This is a genomic window from Chryseobacterium gleum (assembly GCF_900636535.1).
Classification (GTDB): Bacteria; Bacteroidota; Bacteroidia; order Flavobacteriales; family Weeksellaceae; genus Chryseobacterium; species Chryseobacterium gleum.
Genome location: NZ_LR134289.1, coordinates 748511 through 767354, shown reverse-complemented (window position 1 = coordinate 767354; position 18844 = coordinate 748511). Strand labels below are relative to the sequence as shown.

The following is an 18844-nucleotide window of genomic DNA, read 5'->3' as shown; positions in this document are numbered from 1 at the left end:
ATTGTTTAAGGAGATACTGTCCTTTCATTCTGATTTTGACAGTGATGTCCTCATTTGAATTGTTTTTGAAGTACCATCCTTGCGGACCTTCAAACGGAGCGAGCAATGACCCACCATATTGTTGGAATAGGCAATGGTGTAGCTTTCAAAATAGTTGCTGTTGTTCTTAACCTCTCCGTGAAAATCAAAGTATAGTTCTCCTTTATCGGTAATCCATTCGTACTTCAACTGACCGTGCTTCAACATATTTATCTTATATTCCAATCCTTCGCCTGCCGGAATAACGACACTTACTTCGTCTGTCCGCTCTGCGAGCTGGGTAGCGGGTGGCGGATTATCTGCTGCCGCAGGTTTGGCTACATCTGCCGGAGAACCTACGTTTTCCAATTGCAATATTTTATGTGGTCCCGAAGCAAGCGTTTCCGAACCGCCGTCACCAACATATAATTGCTAAAACCGGTTGCTTTACCGATACCCAAAGGGTCTATACCGTATTCTGCCGGTAATACGGCACTAACAAGAAGTACCGCTCCTATAATTAAAGCATAGATGACCTGCTTAATGATAGATTTCTTATCTAAGATTTGATGTGCTATTTCTGACATTTTGATAATTTTTAAGAATTAAAATAACCGACCAACTGATAGCCGAACAATAAAAAACCTGCTGCCATAAGCAACATATTGGTAACTGTCGAGAATTTGAGAAAACTCGGTGACCTTCTCCAATTAGTGATAATAAATAATACAAGGGCTAAGGCTATGAACTGACCTATTTCTACACCGATATTAAAACCAAGTAGGTTGGTCAACAATCCGGTACGGTCAAAACTCAATTCCTGTAATTTACTGGCTAAACCAAAGCCGTGAAAAAGTCCGAAGATTAAAACAGCCGCTTTGGTATTGGGCTGATACCCCAAGAACCTTTGAAAGCCACCCAAATTATCGAAGCCCTTATACACAATGGACAAGGCTATGATTGCATCAATCAGGTAAGCATTGATTGCCATATCTGCCAATACGCCCAACAAGAGGGTAATACTGTGTCCAATGGTAAAAAAGCTCACATACAGCAATACTTCTTTCGGACGGTAAAGGAAAAATATAACCCCTACGAGAAATAATAAATGGTCATATCCCGTCAACATATGTTTGGCTCCTATGTACAAAAAGGGTACAAAGGCAACGCCTGAATTTCCACTGAGGAAAGTTTGGGTATCCTCATCTACACCGTGAGCATACACCGAGCCTGTTACCAATAGCAACAGCACTATTGATAAAACTACTTTTATATACCGCATTATAATTGAATTTTTAAGTTAGGCAGTACAAGCCCGGCTGTATTGCATACAGGTGTATGCAATACATTATAGCCAAAGCCCTGACCGCAATGATTGAAAAACGTTGCTTAAAAAATTAATTAATGCTTATGTCCGTGAGCTTTATCAATACTATCCTGATTAACAGGTGCAACCTTAGAACTGTCTTGTTTTGCTGCCGGTGCGGTATGTCCGCCGTTAGGGTCGTGCGAATGACCGTGAGCCTTGTCAATGCTGTCTTGATTGACTACCGGAGCTGACTGCTCTTGTTCTGTATTGGAATTGTCGGAAGAAGATTTTCCACTGTTATTGCAAGCTACAAATGTAAGTGCAGCAAAAGCCGCTATAATGAATGATTTTTTCATCGTTAAAATAAAATTTGATAATTAATAAAGAAATAACCTGCCCATTGAATTTTGGGCATAACTCAAATTTTAACTTTCGGAGAATTGAAAGTTAAGCAACGATGAAAGAGGGAGGACCCCGAAGGGTATATGCTCCGTGGAGCGGTGGTAAGTAAATGATATGCCTATCGGGTGGAAACGTGTGTTTCTGATAGACTACGATATATTCAACAGGCTTGGTAAAATCGACAGGCAAAGCCTTTACTGATTTTACATCGTCCTTTGATATGACAACTCTTGTTTCGTCAGAATTGGTAAAAGAAACGTGTTCGCCAGCGTGTATAAAACCGGAGAAAGCAAGCTCTAATGGTGTTTCCTTACTGTCTTTATGATGGCTATTTTTACCATTATGATGCCCATCATTAACGATGTCAGCGTGGTGGTGGTGCGATACAATGCCGTGACCCAAAATTACAATTTGGGCAACAACTAAAAACAATATGGCAGAATACTTACGCAACATTATCGCAAATGTATGTAAATAAATTCATTTGGGTATCAATTCGATGCAAAAAAGTGAATTTAGATACCGGAAAAAACTAAATTATCGTATTTATTTTTTGATATGTCCAAACTATCCCTCCTGTATCAAGTGCTGTAAATTCGGGTCGTTCTTGATACGCTCCATTTCACTCTCGACAATATGAACAATGTCTAATTTTATCTGACGGTAGTTTTTATCAATATCCCGTTTCATATTATCCACTCCGTTTTCATCAACAAAAGATAAAATTTCGGGTATCTTCTGATACGCTTTTGTTTCGGCTGCAACCTTTTCATTATCGACAACTATTTCAGCGTGGAATATTTTCTGCTCGATACGCTCATCGAAGTTATCGGACACAGCACCCACGAACATACCCTGCGTTAAGGTTGAAATTTTAGAGGCTGGTATCAAGCTATCCAACTGTGTAGAAATTGAAGTTGATTTATCATTTCGGTTAATCGTCATACTTTGGCGTTTTTGTAAAACTTTTCCGAAACGTTCGGACAGGCTCTTTGCCGTTTCTCCGACAACCTGACCACTAAAAATATTCCCGACCGTGTTCTGAATGACTTTAGCTTCCTTATCTCCATAATCACGGATTAATTGCGAAAAGTCCTGAAAACCTAAGCACACAGCTACTTTATTACTTCTCGCTGTTGCAATAAGATTATCCAATCCCCTAAAATATATCGTCGGCAACTCGTCAATGATGACCGAACTTTTTAGCTGTCCTTTCTTGTTAATGAGTTTGACAATTCGGGAGTTATACAAACCCAAAGCTGCCGAATAAATATTTTGTCGGTCGGGGTTGTTTCCGACACACAAAATTTTCGGCTCATTAGGGTTGTTGATGTCTAAAGAAAAGTCGTCGCCCGTCATAACCCAATACAAGCTCGGCGAAATCATTCTTGACAATGGAATTTTAGCGGAAGCTATCTGCCCCTGTAATTGGTCTTGTGCTCCACCTTGCCAAGCATCGAGGAAAGGAGATAAATAATTCTCCAATTCATAATAAGAAGTCAAAATCGTAAAAACGTCCGAATACTTTTTATTCAGCAATTCAATAGCGTGTGGGAACGTACAATATTTGCCGTTTTCATAGATTTTTAAGTACCAAATAATAGCTGCCAATAGAATAATTGGGCTTTCCACGAAGAAATCCCCTTGCTTCTGTATCCACGACCTATTGAGGTTTAGCATTATCGTATAGGCAGCTTCGTAGGCATCAGAAATATCCGTCATAAAGTCGGGATTAAGCGGATTGCAACGGTGGCTCTTGCGTGGGTCGTCAAAATTTATCACGTAAAATTTTGGCGGTACTTTGTATTTATTCCTGTTCTTTAATAAGTGATTGTAGGCAATCGTAGAAAGGTCGTCGAATTTGAAATCGTAGATGTACATTGAGAAACCTTTCTCAATCTGTTGTTTGATGTAATTGTTTACAATGGCATACGATTTACCTGAACCGGGGGTTCCGAGTACAATCGTTGCCCGAAAAGGGTTTACAATATTTATCCAACCGTCATTCCATTTGTTTTTGTAATAAAACTTCGTAGGCAGATTAACCGAGTATTCGTTCTGCATTAATTTGGTTTCCTGCTGGAAGCTCTCGTTTTCGTTGTTGAATACGTCGTCCATTAAATTGCTACGGAGCAAACGGCTCATCCAAACCCCTGCAACCATTAAAGCGATATAACCTAAACCCGTAGTCAGGATATAGAGAAATGTAGCGGTGTTTAGTGGTAGCTTTAATAATGGGAAATTCAAAAAGAAAAGGACGAAGCCGATACCCAAAGCCACATAAATTTTGCCCCACGTAATCTTTTCGTCCTTTACGCCCTTAGTTCCCAAACAGCTCAAAGCCAACAATACCAAAGCGAAGACTTTGGTATATAAGGTATGTTCAAACAGTCCTGCTGTTCGATTGAAGTTCCCCAAAATCTTATTGATAATCTCCAATGTCCAGCCACGGTGTATAAAGAACCCGTAACAGAACCAATACAAGTGCATCAATACTATAATGATGCTTACGGCTCGCATAAATGCCATAATCTTAGCTAAGCCTCTCAAATCGTCTTCTCCCTGCATTTTGATAAATTTTAAATGTTCGGGCGTGAATTTATGGGCTGTATAGTGTAGCTATAAGATTGTGGCAGTCAATGGCAGTACGTGGCGATGTTTGGCTGAATGTTACTGCTGACCTCTTTTGCGTTTCCGCTTTTTCTTCATTTTGTTGGCAAAGTCCGTTTCTTCGTAATCCTCTCCCTGTGCTTCAGGGATAAGTAAACCTCCAAAGGCTTCAATCAATCCGTCGTCTTTCTTATCGGTATTATCAAATTCAAACATAGGGTGCGGTTTCTCGGCTGGTAAATCTTCCTTGTCCTGTGAACGGGATATTTTTTCTTTTGGCTCGTCAGGCTCTTTGATGTCGGGCTTGATGTTATTGTTCCAATAATCATTAAAGGTATTGGCTGAAAGTTCCTTTGCCAATCGTGAACCATTCCAAACGGTTTTGGAATTGTGGTCTATAAATGTGATGCCGTAAATACGTCCTGTGTCGTTTCTGCGAACCACTACATTAATACCTTGCTCGCCTAACTGTTTTTTAAAGCTCAATTCATCAGCCGTAGATTGCAGGGCAATCGTTACGGCAGCTTTTAAAGTCTGCTTGGTCGGGTGGTCTTTTAAAGCCGTTTTGCATTTCGCAAAATGCAATTCCAATGCTGGTAGTCCTGCATTCTTTCCGAACAAGGAAGCCTTAAACGGGTGTCCGGCTCTTTCGCCCTGCTCGTTCAACGGAATGTATAACAATCCCTCTCGGTGCTGTCCTTGCAATTCGCCCTCCACTTTCTCGGTAGTAATATTGAACAGGGATAGCAAAGCATTATATTCTCCCAAAGTCTGAAATTGGTAATAGTTCGGTAAGTGCCGAACTATGGAAGCAATCTGACTTTTTACGTCGCCAGCTTTGTAATCTACAGGTTTAAAAATTTTGTCGTTCTGCTGACGTTTCTTGTCCGTAGCTGGTATAAGATTGTGTTGCTTTTCGAGTTCTCGGCAGATGTTCATCGACCTTACTTTTTCAAATTTGTCAGAGATTTTTTTGCCGTTTTCGTCCACGCAAACCGATACGATATGAATGTGGGAGCGGTCAATATCGGTGTGTTTGAATACGACAAAAGGCTGTTCGCCGTAGCCCAATTCCCTCATATACTGCTGTGCCATTTCCCTGTAAGTATCGTCGCTGACCTTATCTTTCGGGTCAGGATTGAGCGAAATATGCAACGTATGTTTCTCCGTATTTTGGTTTGCCAACAGATAAGGAGCAAAAGATTGGGCTAATTGTGCAACGGAATATTGCCCGTCGGACGTTTCAATAATCTTATTGGTAAACAGAATTTGTCCGTTTTCCTTTTCAACTTTCAGATTATTGTATGCCAATGCACCGTATAAATTTGCACTTCTTCCGATTTTCGCTATCATTTTTAAGGCTGTTTTTTGAGGTATTTTTTATCAAATTCCTCGGTTATATCCACAACTTTTTTGAACAATTCGACCATTTCTGCCGTCTGTTTTTCCAACTTGTACAGGTATGCCGATGCCTTTTTCTCGGAAAAACTCTTGTACAATAGCTTTACAATCTGATTATAGTTTACCCCGATAGAGCGGAATTGACTGTGAAACGAAGTCAGTCGCATATAGAAATCAACTGTTCCTTTGTCAATATGTACCGATTTTATCGTCTTATTGAAGATGCAAGACGTTATAAAATGTGCCTTTATCTGCATACCCGATTTATCAAAGAGGGCAAGAAAACGGGCGTGTTCCTCCTCGTTAAAAGAAATCGTGTAGCGGATTTTCGCAGGGTCGTTTTTAAGCGGTCGCCCCGTCTTTTTTAACTGTTTTTTGCTGTTCTCATTCATCACTAAGCCATTTTAATTCACACAAAAACGCCGACTTCGGAGGACGTTTTCTGCTCCCTGCAAGGGCAAGTGGTTTTGAGCATCCGAAAAGTTTTCGAGATGCTCAAAACACAACTTGCCGTGTTCTGTTGAACACAAAAATCCTCCCTACGGTCGGATTGATTTTAACAGGGAAAAACGGCTCGAAGCCGTCGCTGTAAAAGTCCAATTTGTCTATTCGATTTTGCATAAATCCGTTAATAAAATTCTTTTTACAAAGTAAAGCCCTCTTTCTGAAAGGATTGTACTGTAACAGAGTGCCAAACACTGCCAATGAACGCCAAACACTGCCACATAAATAAAACTGCTTGTTTATCTCTTTTCCTTTGTACCAACAAAAGGATATAAGTGCGTAGATAGCTATGCAGGTAACAACATAAGTACCTCAATACCGAGATAGGTAAATGAGTAAACAGGTACATAGAAAAGTACCTATTCAGATACCTGCCTATGCAGTCCTGTACGGACAAATGCAGGTACATAAGTAAGTAGGTCTGCCCGTACAAACCTACTTACCCGCATACCGATATAGGTATGTATTCAGGTACATAGATAGCTTGTTGCATAGGTGCGTAGCTACCCAAGTATATCGGTACAGAGCTACCTATCTATTTGCAGAGCCACATAGGTATCTGACTACGGATATAAGCACCTACGCACATAGGTAATTAAGTATGTAAATAATTAAAACAGTTGAAATATGAATGCAAAACACAAAACAGTATTTATCGCCTTTTCTTCTCAAAAAGGCGGTGTCGGTAAGAGTACATTTACAACTCTTGCAGCGAGTATCCTGCATTATCGGTTGGGCTACAACGTAGCCGTATTTGATGCGGATTTTCCACAGCACAGCCTGATGAAAATGAAAGAACGTGATTTATCTATGGTAATGGAAAACGAGGCTTTGAAAAAGCTGGCTTACAAACAATTTACCACAATCAACAAAAAAGCCTATCCGATTATACAGCACAAAGCGGATAGCGTGTTGGAAGCGGCACACGAATTTGTAAACGCTTCAGCCGTTCCTGTTGATGCCGTGTTCTTCGACCTGCCGGGAACTGTAAATACGCCGGGTATTCTGAAAGCGTTGGCAGGAATGCACCACATTTTTACGCCTATCACGGCAGACCGTGTTGTAATGGAGAGTACCCTCGTTTTCACACAGCTATTAAAGGACGTGATTATGAAAAAGGGCGAAACCTCGATAGAAACCATTAACCTGTTTTGGAACCAAGTGGACGGCAGGGAAAGCACCCCATTGTATGAGGTCTATAACAAACTTATAGACCAATTAGGTTTAAGCCTGATGCAGAGCCAAGTCAAGAACAGCACACGCTTTCGCAAAGAAAGTGAAGTAAACAGCAAAGCCGTTTTCCGCTCAACGCTGATGCCTCCCGATGAACGACTGATGAAAACCTGTCAATTGGACGAGTTTATGAGCGAATTTTTAAAAATCATTCAATTATAGGCACTATGGAAAAAGAAAACAAGAAAAAGGTTACTCCCGACATTAACGAGGAATTTATGATGAACCTTATGGTTGATGGCGTAAAGAAAGAGGGTTTACAGCCATTGCAAGAACCTCCGAGCGAAGCACCCGAAACGGAAGCCGAAAAGCCAAAGGAACTGCCACGGGAGAAACCCGTTATCAGGGAAAGAAGCCGAAGCAAACGAAGTTCCGAAGCCGATTACGAAAGTATCTTTTTCAGGAAATCGGAAACCAATGCCCGTGACGGGAAAACGGTTTATATCCGTCCTGAATTTCACGAAAAGCTGACACGCATAATACAGGTAATTGGCGAAGACAAAATAACCATTTATGCTTATTTAGACAATTTGCTGGATTACCATTTTCAGGAATTTGCCGAACAGATTACCAAAAGTTATAACGAAAAATATAAACCCATTTAATTAGTAGAGATATGGAAACGAATAAAAAAACAGCCGGAGCAAAGAAGACAGGCAAAACTTATAGTGCTAAATTTCTAAAAAGAAGTAAAATGAAAGGTAGAGGCGATAAAGCTATTTATGTAAGTCCCGAATACCACGAAAAGCTAACACACATTGTAAAGGTAATCGGTAAGAGCGAAATCCCATTGTACGCCATTTTGGATAATATATTGGAACATCATTTTGAATTGTTTTCCGAAGAAATTATCAAGGAGTATAACAAAAAATTCAAACCTCTTTTTTAGCTATGGAAACGATAATCGTAATATGTCTGTTGGTAATTATTGTCCTGCTTGTACAGGACAAGATTATCATTAAAAGGAAATTGAAACAGAAACCTACGCAGGAAAAAGTCAATCCGAAACTACCCGATATTATGGGACAACCTAAGCCCGTAAGAAGCCAATCAGTGCCAAACACTGCCAATGAGAGCCAAATTGCAGAACCGGAGATTAACCCTGCTAATTTGGTCATCGAATATGACAAATACGAAGAAGTCAATATTCAAATTCCGCAGGAAGAATTGGACGAAGTATTCAGAAATGTACCTGATTTGACGGAGGAGGTAGAATTGAACAGGTATAGAGCTTCCGTAGGCGATGACGGTTTTGCCCAAGGGGTTACCTTTCAGGAACTAAACAACGTGGGGGTCTTGCTTCAGAAAGAAAAATTAGAGCCAGCCCAAAAGGAAACAGCGATTGATATAGTTCAAAGATTACAAGGAACCGAATTATTTGCTCTGCTGGAAAGTTCAATGGAGGGAGCTTCCCTAAAGATTGCCGAGCTTTTGGATAGCACTCTTACAACTGATACCAAAGACAATTCTTCCAATTTGCGGAAAAGTGATTTAAGTGATTTTGACATTGGGGAGTTTATATAGACTTCCCTTTGTCTTTTAGAAAACAAGGGAATATCTTTTAACCTCCGGTTGCCTTTACGAATTTTGGAGTGTCAAACTTTGGTGTAATTGTAGGCAAATCCACTTTGACAGATATAGGCATTGGAAAATCAACACCCATTACAATGGCTTCTCCAGACCCCAAAGACGGCAGAAATGAAAGTGTTTCTTTATTAGCTGTTGAACAAGCACTTGCTATCGCTTCTTTATCTTGGTAGTTTATCAGTCTATGAGTAATAAATGTTCCCATCTGACTTAATGTTCCCACAGGAATATCTCTTGGCATCTGTGTCGATAAACAGAGGAATAATCCATATTTTCGGCTTTCCTTAGCTATATTGTCAAAAGCATTTAACTCTGTACTTTCAAAATATTCATCTTTAACTTTTTTATTCAAGAACTGATGTGCTTCATCAACAAAAAGTATTAAAGGGTTTTCTCTAAAGGCATTGGTTCTTGCTTTGTTTAATAAATATCTTCCCAATGAGTTTGCTAAAATTTCACGTACCTGAAAATTATATGGGACGTTTTCAAACCCAATTCTCAATACGTTTAAATCAGGATTGTCTAAAAACTCATTAATCTTCGTTATCAAGTTGTTGGTTGTTGGTGCATTAAATCCAAACATTCCTGCATAATCATTGTCAGATATGACATTATTGACACGCATTATTAGGCTGGTTGCATTTCCATAATTTCTTTCATCCCTATTTGTTGCCCAACGGTCATTAAATATTTGAAAACATTCGTTTCCAATTTGTCTATGAAGTAGGTTTATACCAAAATTATTTATTGAAAAATCTTCTACTATCGCCTTGTAAGTAAAGTAAGCATTATTATATGCGGCAGTAAAATTTCCCTGTTTTACAATCAATCCATTGTTTATCACAACTTGCTGCCCTCTAAAAGTGAAATTGTCATTTGTTCCATCATTAAGATGTCCATTATTGGGAATATTACTCATTAAACAGTGAGCAACTTTCAAAGATTTTATCGCTTCCAACAAAACAGGCTGTTGTACTTGTCCTGATGGTCTGAACAGGACAAACAAGTCATTTATAGTTAAATTTTGATAAGGAAAATAACTTTCTGAAATAAGCACGGAATGTGCGACTTTCGGATGTGCATCAAACGTGGAATATTCTCCTGTTGGGTCTAAAATAATAGCCTTTGCGCCAGTTTCAATAACACCCTCGATAAATTTACTAATTGTATAACTTTTTCCACCACCCGTTGTACCCACCACAGCACAATGCCTACTGAAGATTGCTTGCAATGAAATATCTACGGGAACATTTTTATCATAAATCAAATTACCCATTCTAAATGTCGGAGAATGCTCAATATTTTCTGGTTTTATACCGAAAGTTTTGAAATGAGTAGATAAAAATTCTGAAGAACAAATGAATACCTTAGAGCCAATAAGTGGTAAACTGTTTATGCCTTTTTCTATTTTATTGGGGTTAAATAAGTCAAATGATAGCAAAATCTCAATTCTGCCAACCGGATGAAATGCCTTAGTTGAAAAGGTTCTTTCGCTTAATTCTAATCGTTCTTTCTCGGGCAACGATATTTCCAACATTTTTCCTAAAAACCCCTTGTCTTCTCCCTCAATAACAATATAATTGCCAACAAGACCACCCCGCAACACTTCTGCGTGATGCACAAATGTTTTCATCAAAACTGATGAAGGAAAATGCACTTTGACAAAAGCAGGGGATACAAAATTTATGTACCCAAGAAAGTGGCTGTGATTAAAAGGACTATTACTCATAGTTAGGAGTTAGGAATGTTAATTACTATTTGTCTTGTATCTTCCTGATTATAAGATTTTAAGTCAGGATAATTTTTGGCGAAATCTTCAAAGGTTTCTGATACAATACTTAAATTGGAATATTTCTTTGAAGCATCAATAAATGGCTTCAGATTTTCATTAGTTTCATCTATTCCACGATTGATAATCATTAATTGGAAACTTGGATTTTGTTCAAGAGCTTCGATAATAGCAGTAACTATATGTTTATCTCCGAAGCTGAACCCTATCGTTATGAGAAAAACATTATCCTTTCGGAGATTAGATTGGAACCTCGACATCATCTCGAAATACGGCTGTTCATAAGAACTTTCGTATTTAGACTGATGCGGGTAAATCATCAATGGGTTGTCAGGGTTTTCTTTCTGTATAATTTTGTTGTCTTCTTTTTCCCAATTTACAGAACCGTGTAACTTATACAAGTGAAAAACCTTTTGAATGAAATTATCTTCCTCTTTTACCCTGCTTTGATTTCGAGAAACAATATCATAATCATAATTACGTCCGCTAAATATTCTTGGTTGAGAAAATGAAAAGCCATCAATAACCACAAAATTGCTTTCACAAGCCGCCTGTTCAAACATCATATCGTAGTTCAATGTGAACAATTTAAATCGTGGTAGCGTAACCTTTCGTTTGGTTATTTTATTTAGTAAAAGCGTATGAGGTGAATTATCAGGTAAACTCAATTGACAAGCATCTTTGATAAAATCTTTAATCTTGTTTACACAATCTTCTATGTCAATATCGCCTTTAGGTACATAAGGAATAGCAGGGGTAGCCATAGAAAGAACTTTTTCTAAATTTTTCACGATTGTACCATCTTCCCATTTCTCTTCATAGCCAATCGTTTCAAGCAACTTGTTAAAAACATCAGTAGTCAAAAGGGCTTCCGCATCATCCCATAAATTAGCCATCGACTTACCTAATTTTTCATCCTTGCCCCAACCAATGGACGAGCCAGCCCCTGTGAGGAGTAATAAATTTTCAAACTGATTATTTAAAGTTTGAGAATACTTGTTCCTCTTTGTTGCAATAGCATAATCTATCCTGTTTTCAGTGCTTTCTTTGAAATCGTGAAGTTTACCGTCGATATACACTTTGACATCGGCAGCATCACTATCATCATAAGCAACAGAACTGTTATTGTTGAGTAAAATATAATTCATACACTCATATTTTGTTTATTAAAACTCGTGTTTATAAGAAGTTTTCAAGGCACTGCCTTAACTATGTTTCAATTGATTTAATACTATTTTCAAAGCCTGTTTTCCTATTTCTTTATCGTCAATAAGACTTTTTATTTTATCAGATAACCACAAAATCAATAATTCATCTAATGGTACGTTCAGAAATTCAGCAAGATTTTCTAAATGCTTTCTTGGTAATAATCTTTCCTCATTTTCTACCTTACTGATAAAAGCATTATCCAATTCTAAAGCTGCCCCAACCTCTCTTAGGAACAACCCCTTACTTTCTCTCAATTCTTTTATATGTTTTCCAAATGCCATTTTGATTTTTTACGACTTGTCTAAAAAGTTCAAATTTACAAAAATACTTTTAATGAGTAGATAATTTAAGCCAACATTATGCCATTGAACGCCAAACACTTCCTTTGACTGCCACTTTAAAAGACCGCCTCCATTTCCATTAGACATTTGTGCCGTAAGCCCGTAAGGTACGGGATAACAGTAACAAATTAATCTTTTTCAAAAATGGAAAAACAGAGAAAAAAAGTTTTGCTGGCAGCCGTGGCGATGCTGTCAGGAATTGGTGCGTTCGCACAGGGAAACGGGTCGGCAGGTATCAACGAAGCTACCCAAATGGTAACGTCCTACTTTGACCCAGCTACCCAATTGATTTATGCGATTGGGGCGGTCGTCGGGTTAATCGGGGGCGTGAAAGTGTATAACAAATTTAGTTCGGGCGACCCTGATACGAGTAAGACGGCAGCAAGCTGGTTTGGTGCTTGTATCTTCCTGATTGTGGCGGCTACAATCCTACGTTCATTCTTCCTGTAAATCCTCTGCCTTATGAATAGTTACAACATTAACAAAGGCATTGGCAGGACGGTTGAGTTCAGGGGCTTAAAGGCACAGTATCTTTTCATCTTCGCTGGTGGTCTGTTGGGTACGCTCATCTTCGTGATGATACTGTATATGGCTGGCGTAAGTAATTACGTCTGCCTGTTCCTCGGAGCTGGCGGTGCTTCGCTCATTGTGTGGCAAACATTCTCGCTGAACAAAAAATACGGCGAACACGGATTGATGAAAGTAGGTGCAAGAAAACGACACCCTCGCTTCATCATTTGCCGCAAGCCTGTACGCAGGTATTTAAAATTCACTCCTAAACCTAAAGCCGTATGAGAAATGTAGCCAAGACAGCCACATTGGAGAATAAATTCCCTTTGCTGGCAGTAGAGAACAACTGTATCTTATCCAAAGATGCAGACATTACCGCCTGCTTTGAGGTGCGGTTGCCGGAACTGTTTACCGTAGCCTCTGCCGAGTATGAAGCCATTCATTCGGCTTGGCATAAGGCAATCAAGACCTTGCCCGATTTTACGGTAATCCACAAACAGGATTGGTATATCAAAGAGAGCTATGCTCCCGATTTGGCACAGGAAGACCAAAGTTTTTTATCAAAGTCGTATCAACGCCATTTCAACGAACGACCGTTCCTGAACCATTATTGCTATCTGTTCCTGACGAAGACGACCAAAAACAGAATGCGTATGCAAAGTAACTTTTCATCGCTTTGCAAGGGTACGCTTATTCCAAAGGAAATCAATAAGGAAGCAATACACCGATTTATGGAAGCGGTCGCACAGTTTGAGCGTATCGTGAACGATAGCGGTTTTATAACCCTGCGACGTTTGACAGAAGATGATATAACCGGAACGGACGAGCAACAGGGATTGCTGGAACAATACCTCACGCTTTCGAGAGAAGCCGGAACACCAATGCAGGATATTGGCTTAGGTGCTGAAGAAGTCCGTGTAGGGAACAAAAGATTGTCCTTGCACACGCTGTCCGATACTGACGACTTGCCTGCAACCGTTTCGGCTGATACCCGATACGAAAAGCTATCCACTGACCGGAGCGACTGCCGTCTGTCCTTTGCTGCTCCCGTAGGATTGTTGTTGAGCTGTAACCACATTTACAATCAATACATATTCTTGGATAACAGCGAGGACAACCTACAACGGTTTGAGAAGTCTGCCCGTAATATGCACTCTTTGGCAAGGTACAGCCGTGCCAACCAAATTAACAAAGAGTGGATTGAAAAATACCTGAACGAAGCACATTCGTTCGGTCTTTCTTCTGTTAGAGCACACTTTAATATTATGGCTTGGTCGGAAGACCCTGCGGAACTCAAACAGTTGAAAAACGATTGCGGTAGTGCATTAGCACTAATGGAATGTAAGCCTCGCCACAATACTACGGACGTGGCAACCTTGTATTGGGCTGGAATGGCTGGTAATGCCGGGGACTTTCCTGCGGAAGAAAGTTTTTACACGTTTATTGAGCCTGCTCTATGTTTCTTCACGGAAGAAACCAACTACCACAATTCGCCCTCTCCGTTCGGGATAAAAATGGCTGACCGTTTGACCGGAAAGCCAATCCATTTGGATATTTCCGATTTACCAATGAAAAGGGGAATTATCACGAACCGGAACAAGTTCATTCTTGGTCCGTCAGGTTCGGGAAAATCTTTTTTTACCAATCATATGGTAAGGCAGTATTTCGAGCAAGGTGCTCACGTTCTGCTGGTAGATACGGGTAACTCTTATCAGGGATTGTGTGAACTGATTAAAGGAAAAACCAAAGGCGAAGACGGTGTTTACTTCACTTATACCGAGGATAATCCGATTGCCTTTAATCCTTTCTACACCGACGACGGTGTGTTTGATATTGAGAAAAGGGAAAGTATCAAAACTTTGATACTCACGCTTTGGAAACGGGACGATGAACCGCCTACAAGGTCTGAAGAAGTGGCACTTTCCAATGCCGTTTCGGGTTACATCGAACGTATCAAACAAGACGATACCTACCCGTCATTTAATGGTTTCTACGAGTATGTAAAAGGCGATTACCGCAAGGTTTTAGAGGAAAAACAAGTCAGGGAAAAAGACTTTGATATTGCCAATTTCCTGAACGTTTTAGAGCCTTACTATCGTGGCGGAGAGTATGATTATTTGTTGAACTCCGACAAGCAATTAGACCTGTTATCCAAGCGATTTATCGTGTTTGAAATTGATGCGATTAAAGACCACAAAATCCTGTTTCCCATTGTGACCATCATCATTATGGAGGTGTTCATCAACAAGATGCGGAGGCTGAAAGGTATTCGCAAGCTGATACTGATTGAGGAAGCGTGGAAGGCGATTGCGAAAGAGGGAATGGCGGAATACATCAAGTATTTGTTTAAGACAGTCCGCAAATTTTTCGGAGAAGCCATAGTCGTCACGCAGGAGGTCGATGATATAATCCAGTCGCCCATTGTAAAGGAAAGTATCATCAACAACAGCGATTGCAAAATTCTCTTAGACCAAAGGAAATATATGAACAAGTTCGATGACATACAGGCGATGCTCGGACTTACGGACAAAGAGAAAGGACAGGTACTATCTATCAATATGAACAACGATGCCAGTCGCTTGTACAAGGAAGTTTGGATAGGATTGGGCGGAACACACTCGGCAGTGTACGCAACGGAAGTAAGCCTCGAAGAATATTTGGTGCGCCCATAAGGGCATATAGTGAATGTGGTTTGGCAACCACTGGGCAAGTGTTTATAACGCCCATCAACAGCCGACTTATCCGAACGGGAAACCCGACGGGGAGTGTAGCATGTCGGAAAAGCCATAAGTCAACTAATTGTCGTGTTGCGACTGAATGGCGAGTTGAAAAGTTAGATATAAGGATGAAGTCTTGATTGATTGAACGACAGTCCGAACGGTCAGTTCTTAGGCAGTGACGGAAGACAGTTACCAACGTCACTTTGTGGTAATATCCTAATGACAGGTAGTAGTGATAGCATAAACAGACCACAACGTAACTGCAATAAGCAGAAAAGGGCGAACATCGCATCCGACAATCTAACGTGCCAATAGTTGCTATATGTCTAAATGGGGATTGCCTAAGTCGGAATGCCACAGGCGTGGCTATGGAAAAAGCTCCTGAATATCCGATACGGCAACGGAGTCTCCGTAGTAGTCCGAGCAGGGGAAAGCCCTGTACATGGCGAAGGGAGACAGTCAATTTAGTTTAATACGATTAACGGAAAATGTGAGAGACATAATGAGAAATCCAGAAAAAGTATTGAACAGTCTAATAAGGCACAGCGGAAACACGGACTATAAGTTCGAAAGGCTATACAAGGTTCTGTTCAATGAAGAGATGTACTTTATCGCCTATCAGAAAATCTACAGTAAAGTAGGCAATATGACGGCAGGAGTTGATGGAAAGACCATCGACGGAATGAGTATATCCCGCATTGAAAGGCTGATTGCATCGTTGCGAAACGAGACCTATCAGCCAAACCCATCCAAGAGGACATACATTCCGAAAAAGAACGGGAAGAAACGTCCGCTTGGTATACCATCTTTTGATGACAAATTAGTGCAGGAGGTTATCAGAATGATATTGGAAGCAATTTATGAGGGTAGCTTTGAGCATACTTCACATGGGTTCCGACCCAATAGAAGCTGTCACACAGCCCTATTAAGCGTCCAACAGTCATTCACTGCTGTACGGTGGTTCATCGAGGGCGATATAAAAGGCTTCTTCGACAATATCAATCACGAAATATTGATTGGTATCCTAAAGGAGCGTATCGCTGACGACAGGTTCATTCGGTTGATACGAAAGTTCCTCAATGCAGGGTATATTGAAGATTGGGTGTACCACAAAACATACAGTGGCACACCGCAAGGTGGGATTGTAAGCCCCATCCTTGCCAACATTTACCTTGATAAACTCGATAAATATGTCAAGGATTATATCAAGGACTTCGATAAGGGTAAAAGAACTACGGCAACACGCCAGTACAGGCTACACGAACAGAGACGATACCGCTTGGCCAAGAAACTCAAATGTGAGACAGACGAAACTGTCAGAGAGCAGATGATTAAGGACATCAAAGAGTTGAGACAGGAAAGAAACAAATATCCAGCTTATGACAAGATGGATGGCAGTTTCAGAAAGTTAAAATACGTTAGGTATGCGGACGATTTTCTTATCGGGGTCATAGGTAGCAAAGAAGACTGCAAAAAGATAAAGGAAGACATCAAGGTTTACCTTGATGAAAAACTGAAACTTGAACTGTCTGATGAAAAAACCTTGGTGACTAATGCTAAGAAACCAGCCAAATTCTTAGGCTTTGATGTCTCCGTGCGAAACTCCGATGAATCCAAGAGAGATAAGCACGGTAGAACCGTAAGATGTTTCGGAGATAAGATTGTACTCCGTGTCACAGTAGACGTGATGAAGAAAAAGCTACTGAGCTATAATGCCATGAAACTGGTAAATAAAAAAGGCACAGAAGTTTGGAAACCACGCTCACGCTATTACATGAAAGACTTGGATGACTTAGAAATCATCAGTCAGTACAACGCTGAAATACGGGGCTTTTACAATTATTACTCAATTGCCAACAACAGCTCGTTTGTCCAGTCATTTTCTTACATCTTGGAGTACAGTATGTACAAAACGTATGCACTGAAATACCAAACTTCAATCAGTCAGGAAAAGACTAAAAGATGTATCAACGGAGTATTTTCCATTCCCTACAAAAACAGGAAAGGAGATATAATGTACAGACGCTTTTACAAAGAGGGTTTCAAACGCCAAAAAGCTGCCCGTGGTGCTTACGTGGATAGTTTACCTGTCACAGTTACCATTACAGGAGGAAGAAACAGCCTTATAACAAGGTTGCAAAACCAGAAATGCGAATTATGCGGTGCCAACGAGAAATTGGAAATGCACCATATACGCAAATTGAAAGACCTGAAAGGTAAGCAAGACTGGGAAAAACGAATGAGTGCAAGGAGAAGAAAAACCTTGGCATTATGCTCAAAATGCCACGATAAGATACACGCAGGCAAGTTAGACTGAATAAATTGATGGAGAGCCGTATACCTGGAGACAGGTACGTACGGTTCGGGGGAGAGTTCTTGGAAACCTACCATAGTCAATATGGCAAGGCGCCGGGTTCTTATCCTACGCTTACACGACGGAGGAAACCGAAAAAATGGAAGTGATGCAACTCGCTTCCGAATTGGACGGTAACGTAGAACTCGCCATTAAGCATATCGCTATGCAAAGGCGTGACAATGCAAATCAATAGTAATTAACAATCAAAAATTTTAAGACAATGAAAAAGATGTTTTTAATGGCAATCACGGCATTAATGCTTGCCGTTGCCCCAAGTGCGAAAGCTCAATTTGTGGTAACTGACCCTGCAAATTTAGCATCAGGTATTCTCAACTCGGCGAACGAAATCGTACAGACTTCTTCGACCGTGAGTAACGTAGTCAAGAACTTTAACGAGGTCAAGAAAGTGTACGAACAAGGTAAGGAATATTACGACAAGCTCAAAGCCGTAAACAACCTTGTGAAAGATGCCCGTAAGGTGCAACAGACTGTTTTGCTGGTGGGCGATGTATCGGAAATGTATGTGCAAAACTTCGGCAAAATGATGAACGACCCGAATTTCTCCGCACAGGAACTGACCGCAATCTCAAATGGTTACTCGGCTTTGCTGAATGAAAGTACCGAGTTGCTAAAGGAACTGAAACAGATTGTAACCTCCACAGGCTTGTCACTAAATGACAAGGAGCGAATGGACATTATCGACCGTGTGTATAAGGAGGTCAAAGAATACCACAGCCTTGTCAGATACTACACGAATAAGAATATCTCTGTCAGTATCCTGAGAGCAAAGAAACAGAATAATACCAAACGAGTGCTTGACTTGTACGGAACTCCTAACCAAAAATATTGGTAGTT

20 protein-coding genes are annotated in these 18844 nt (G+C 40.2%); 9 read left to right on the top strand and 11 right to left on the bottom strand.

All coding sequences use genetic code 11. From position 1 onward, the window contains the following. Positions 1-24: 24 nt before the first annotated feature. From EL165_RS26180 to mobA, 8 genes are all read right to left on the bottom strand, one after another. A complete protein-coding gene (locus tag EL165_RS26180; RefSeq protein ID WP_232529160.1) occupies positions 25-387 on the bottom strand; it encodes a hypothetical protein in 363 nt (120 codons plus the stop codon). Then, entirely contained in the window at positions 375-605 is a 231-nt protein-coding gene (locus EL165_RS26175; RefSeq protein ID WP_232529159.1) for a hypothetical protein, read from the bottom strand. Before EL165_RS26175 ends, EL165_RS26180 begins: the two co-directional genes overlap by 13 nt. 11 nt (positions 606-616) lie before the next feature. Further along, positions 617-1300 (bottom strand): HupE/UreJ family protein, encoded by a 684-nt coding sequence (locus tag EL165_RS03565; RefSeq protein WP_002979421.1) that lies wholly within the window; start codon positions 1298-1300, stop codon positions 617-619. A gap of 119 nt (positions 1301-1419) precedes the next feature. Further along, on the bottom strand, positions 1420-1683 hold the full coding sequence (locus EL165_RS03560; RefSeq protein ID WP_002979422.1) for a hypothetical protein: 264 nt from the start codon (positions 1681-1683) through the stop codon (positions 1420-1422). 91 nt (positions 1684-1774) lie between these two features. Next, positions 1775-2131, bottom strand: a complete 357-nt coding sequence (locus EL165_RS03555; RefSeq protein ID WP_198418452.1) for a hypothetical protein — start codon at positions 2129-2131, stop codon at positions 1775-1777. A 165-nt stretch (positions 2132-2296) separates the two neighbouring features. Continuing rightward, positions 2297-4297 carry a conjugal transfer protein MobC gene (mobC, locus tag EL165_RS03550; protein WP_002979424.1) on the bottom strand — a complete coding sequence of 667 codons (2001 nt, stop codon included), beginning with the start codon at positions 4295-4297 and terminating at the stop codon, positions 2297-2299. Positions 4298-4399: 102 nt separating this feature from the next. After that, on the bottom strand, positions 4400-5692 hold the full coding sequence (gene mobB / locus EL165_RS03545) for a conjugal transfer protein MobB (protein ID WP_002979425.1): 1293 nt from the start codon (positions 5690-5692) through the stop codon (positions 4400-4402). A 2-nt stretch (positions 5693-5694) separates the two neighbouring features. Next, positions 5695-6132 carry a conjugal transfer protein MobA gene (gene mobA, locus EL165_RS03540; RefSeq protein ID WP_002979426.1) on the bottom strand — a complete coding sequence of 146 codons (438 nt, stop codon included), beginning with the start codon at positions 6130-6132 and terminating at the stop codon, positions 5695-5697. 739 nt (positions 6133-6871) lie between these two features. Here mobA and EL165_RS03535 point away from each other — a divergent pair. The 4 genes from EL165_RS03535 to EL165_RS03520 are packed head-to-tail and all read left to right on the top strand — an operon-like array spanning position 6872 to position 9001. Next, complete coding sequence (locus EL165_RS03535; RefSeq protein ID WP_002979427.1) at positions 6872-7639, top strand: ParA family protein; 768 nt, start codon at positions 6872-6874, stop codon at positions 7637-7639. 5 nt (positions 7640-7644) lie between these two features. Beyond that, positions 7645-8082 carry a DUF3408 domain-containing protein gene (locus EL165_RS03530; protein ID WP_002979428.1) on the top strand — a complete coding sequence of 146 codons (438 nt, stop codon included), beginning with the start codon at positions 7645-7647 and terminating at the stop codon, positions 8080-8082. Positions 8083-8093: 11 nt separating this feature from the next. Next, positions 8094-8366, top strand: coding sequence for a DUF3408 domain-containing protein (locus EL165_RS03525; protein WP_002979429.1), 273 nt, complete (start codon positions 8094-8096; stop codon positions 8364-8366). A 2-nt stretch (positions 8367-8368) separates the two neighbouring features. Next, entirely contained in the window at positions 8369-9001 is a 633-nt protein-coding gene (locus EL165_RS03520; RefSeq protein ID WP_002979430.1) for a hypothetical protein, read from the top strand. Positions 9002-9038: 37 nt separating this feature from the next. Here EL165_RS03520 and EL165_RS03515 read toward each other — a convergent pair whose 3' ends face one another. The 3 genes from EL165_RS03515 to EL165_RS03505 are packed head-to-tail and all read right to left on the bottom strand — an operon-like array spanning position 9039 to position 12343. After that, the gene (locus tag EL165_RS03515; RefSeq protein WP_002979431.1) at positions 9039-10793 is read right to left on the bottom strand and encodes an ATP-binding protein; all 1755 of its coding nucleotides are present in this window, start codon (positions 10791-10793) and stop codon (positions 9039-9041) included. 2 nt (positions 10794-10795) lie between these two features. Then, positions 10796-12001, bottom strand: coding sequence for an SIR2 family protein (locus tag EL165_RS03510; RefSeq protein ID WP_002979432.1), 1206 nt, complete (start codon positions 11999-12001; stop codon positions 10796-10798). A 57-nt stretch (positions 12002-12058) separates the two neighbouring features. Beyond that, positions 12059-12343, bottom strand: coding sequence for a helix-turn-helix domain-containing protein (locus tag EL165_RS03505; RefSeq protein WP_002979433.1), 285 nt, complete (start codon positions 12341-12343; stop codon positions 12059-12061). Between the two features lie 204 nt (positions 12344-12547). Between EL165_RS03505 and EL165_RS03500 the strand changes: the two genes are divergently transcribed. The 5 genes from EL165_RS03500 (at position 12548) to EL165_RS03470 (ending at position 18842) form a co-directional block, all read left to right on the top strand. Continuing rightward, entirely contained in the window at positions 12548-12853 is a 306-nt protein-coding gene (locus EL165_RS03500) for a DUF4134 domain-containing protein (protein WP_002979435.1), read from the top strand. 12 nt (positions 12854-12865) lie between these two features. Next, positions 12866-13198 carry a DUF4133 domain-containing protein gene (locus EL165_RS03495; RefSeq protein WP_002979436.1) on the top strand — a complete coding sequence of 111 codons (333 nt, stop codon included), beginning with the start codon at positions 12866-12868 and terminating at the stop codon, positions 13196-13198. Next, the gene (locus EL165_RS03490; protein ID WP_002979437.1) at positions 13195-15585 is read left to right on the top strand and encodes a TraG family conjugative transposon ATPase; all 2391 of its coding nucleotides are present in this window, start codon (positions 13195-13197) and stop codon (positions 15583-15585) included. Before EL165_RS03495 ends, EL165_RS03490 begins: the two co-directional genes overlap by 4 nt. 571 nt (positions 15586-16156) lie before the next feature. Then, a complete protein-coding gene (locus tag EL165_RS03480) occupies positions 16157-17950 on the top strand; it encodes a reverse transcriptase domain-containing protein (protein ID WP_249414251.1) in 1794 nt (597 codons plus the stop codon). Positions 17951-18227: 277 nt separating this feature from the next. After that, entirely contained in the window at positions 18228-18842 is a 615-nt protein-coding gene (locus EL165_RS03470; protein ID WP_372487774.1) for a DUF4141 domain-containing protein, read from the top strand. Positions 18843-18844 lie beyond the last annotated feature (2 nt).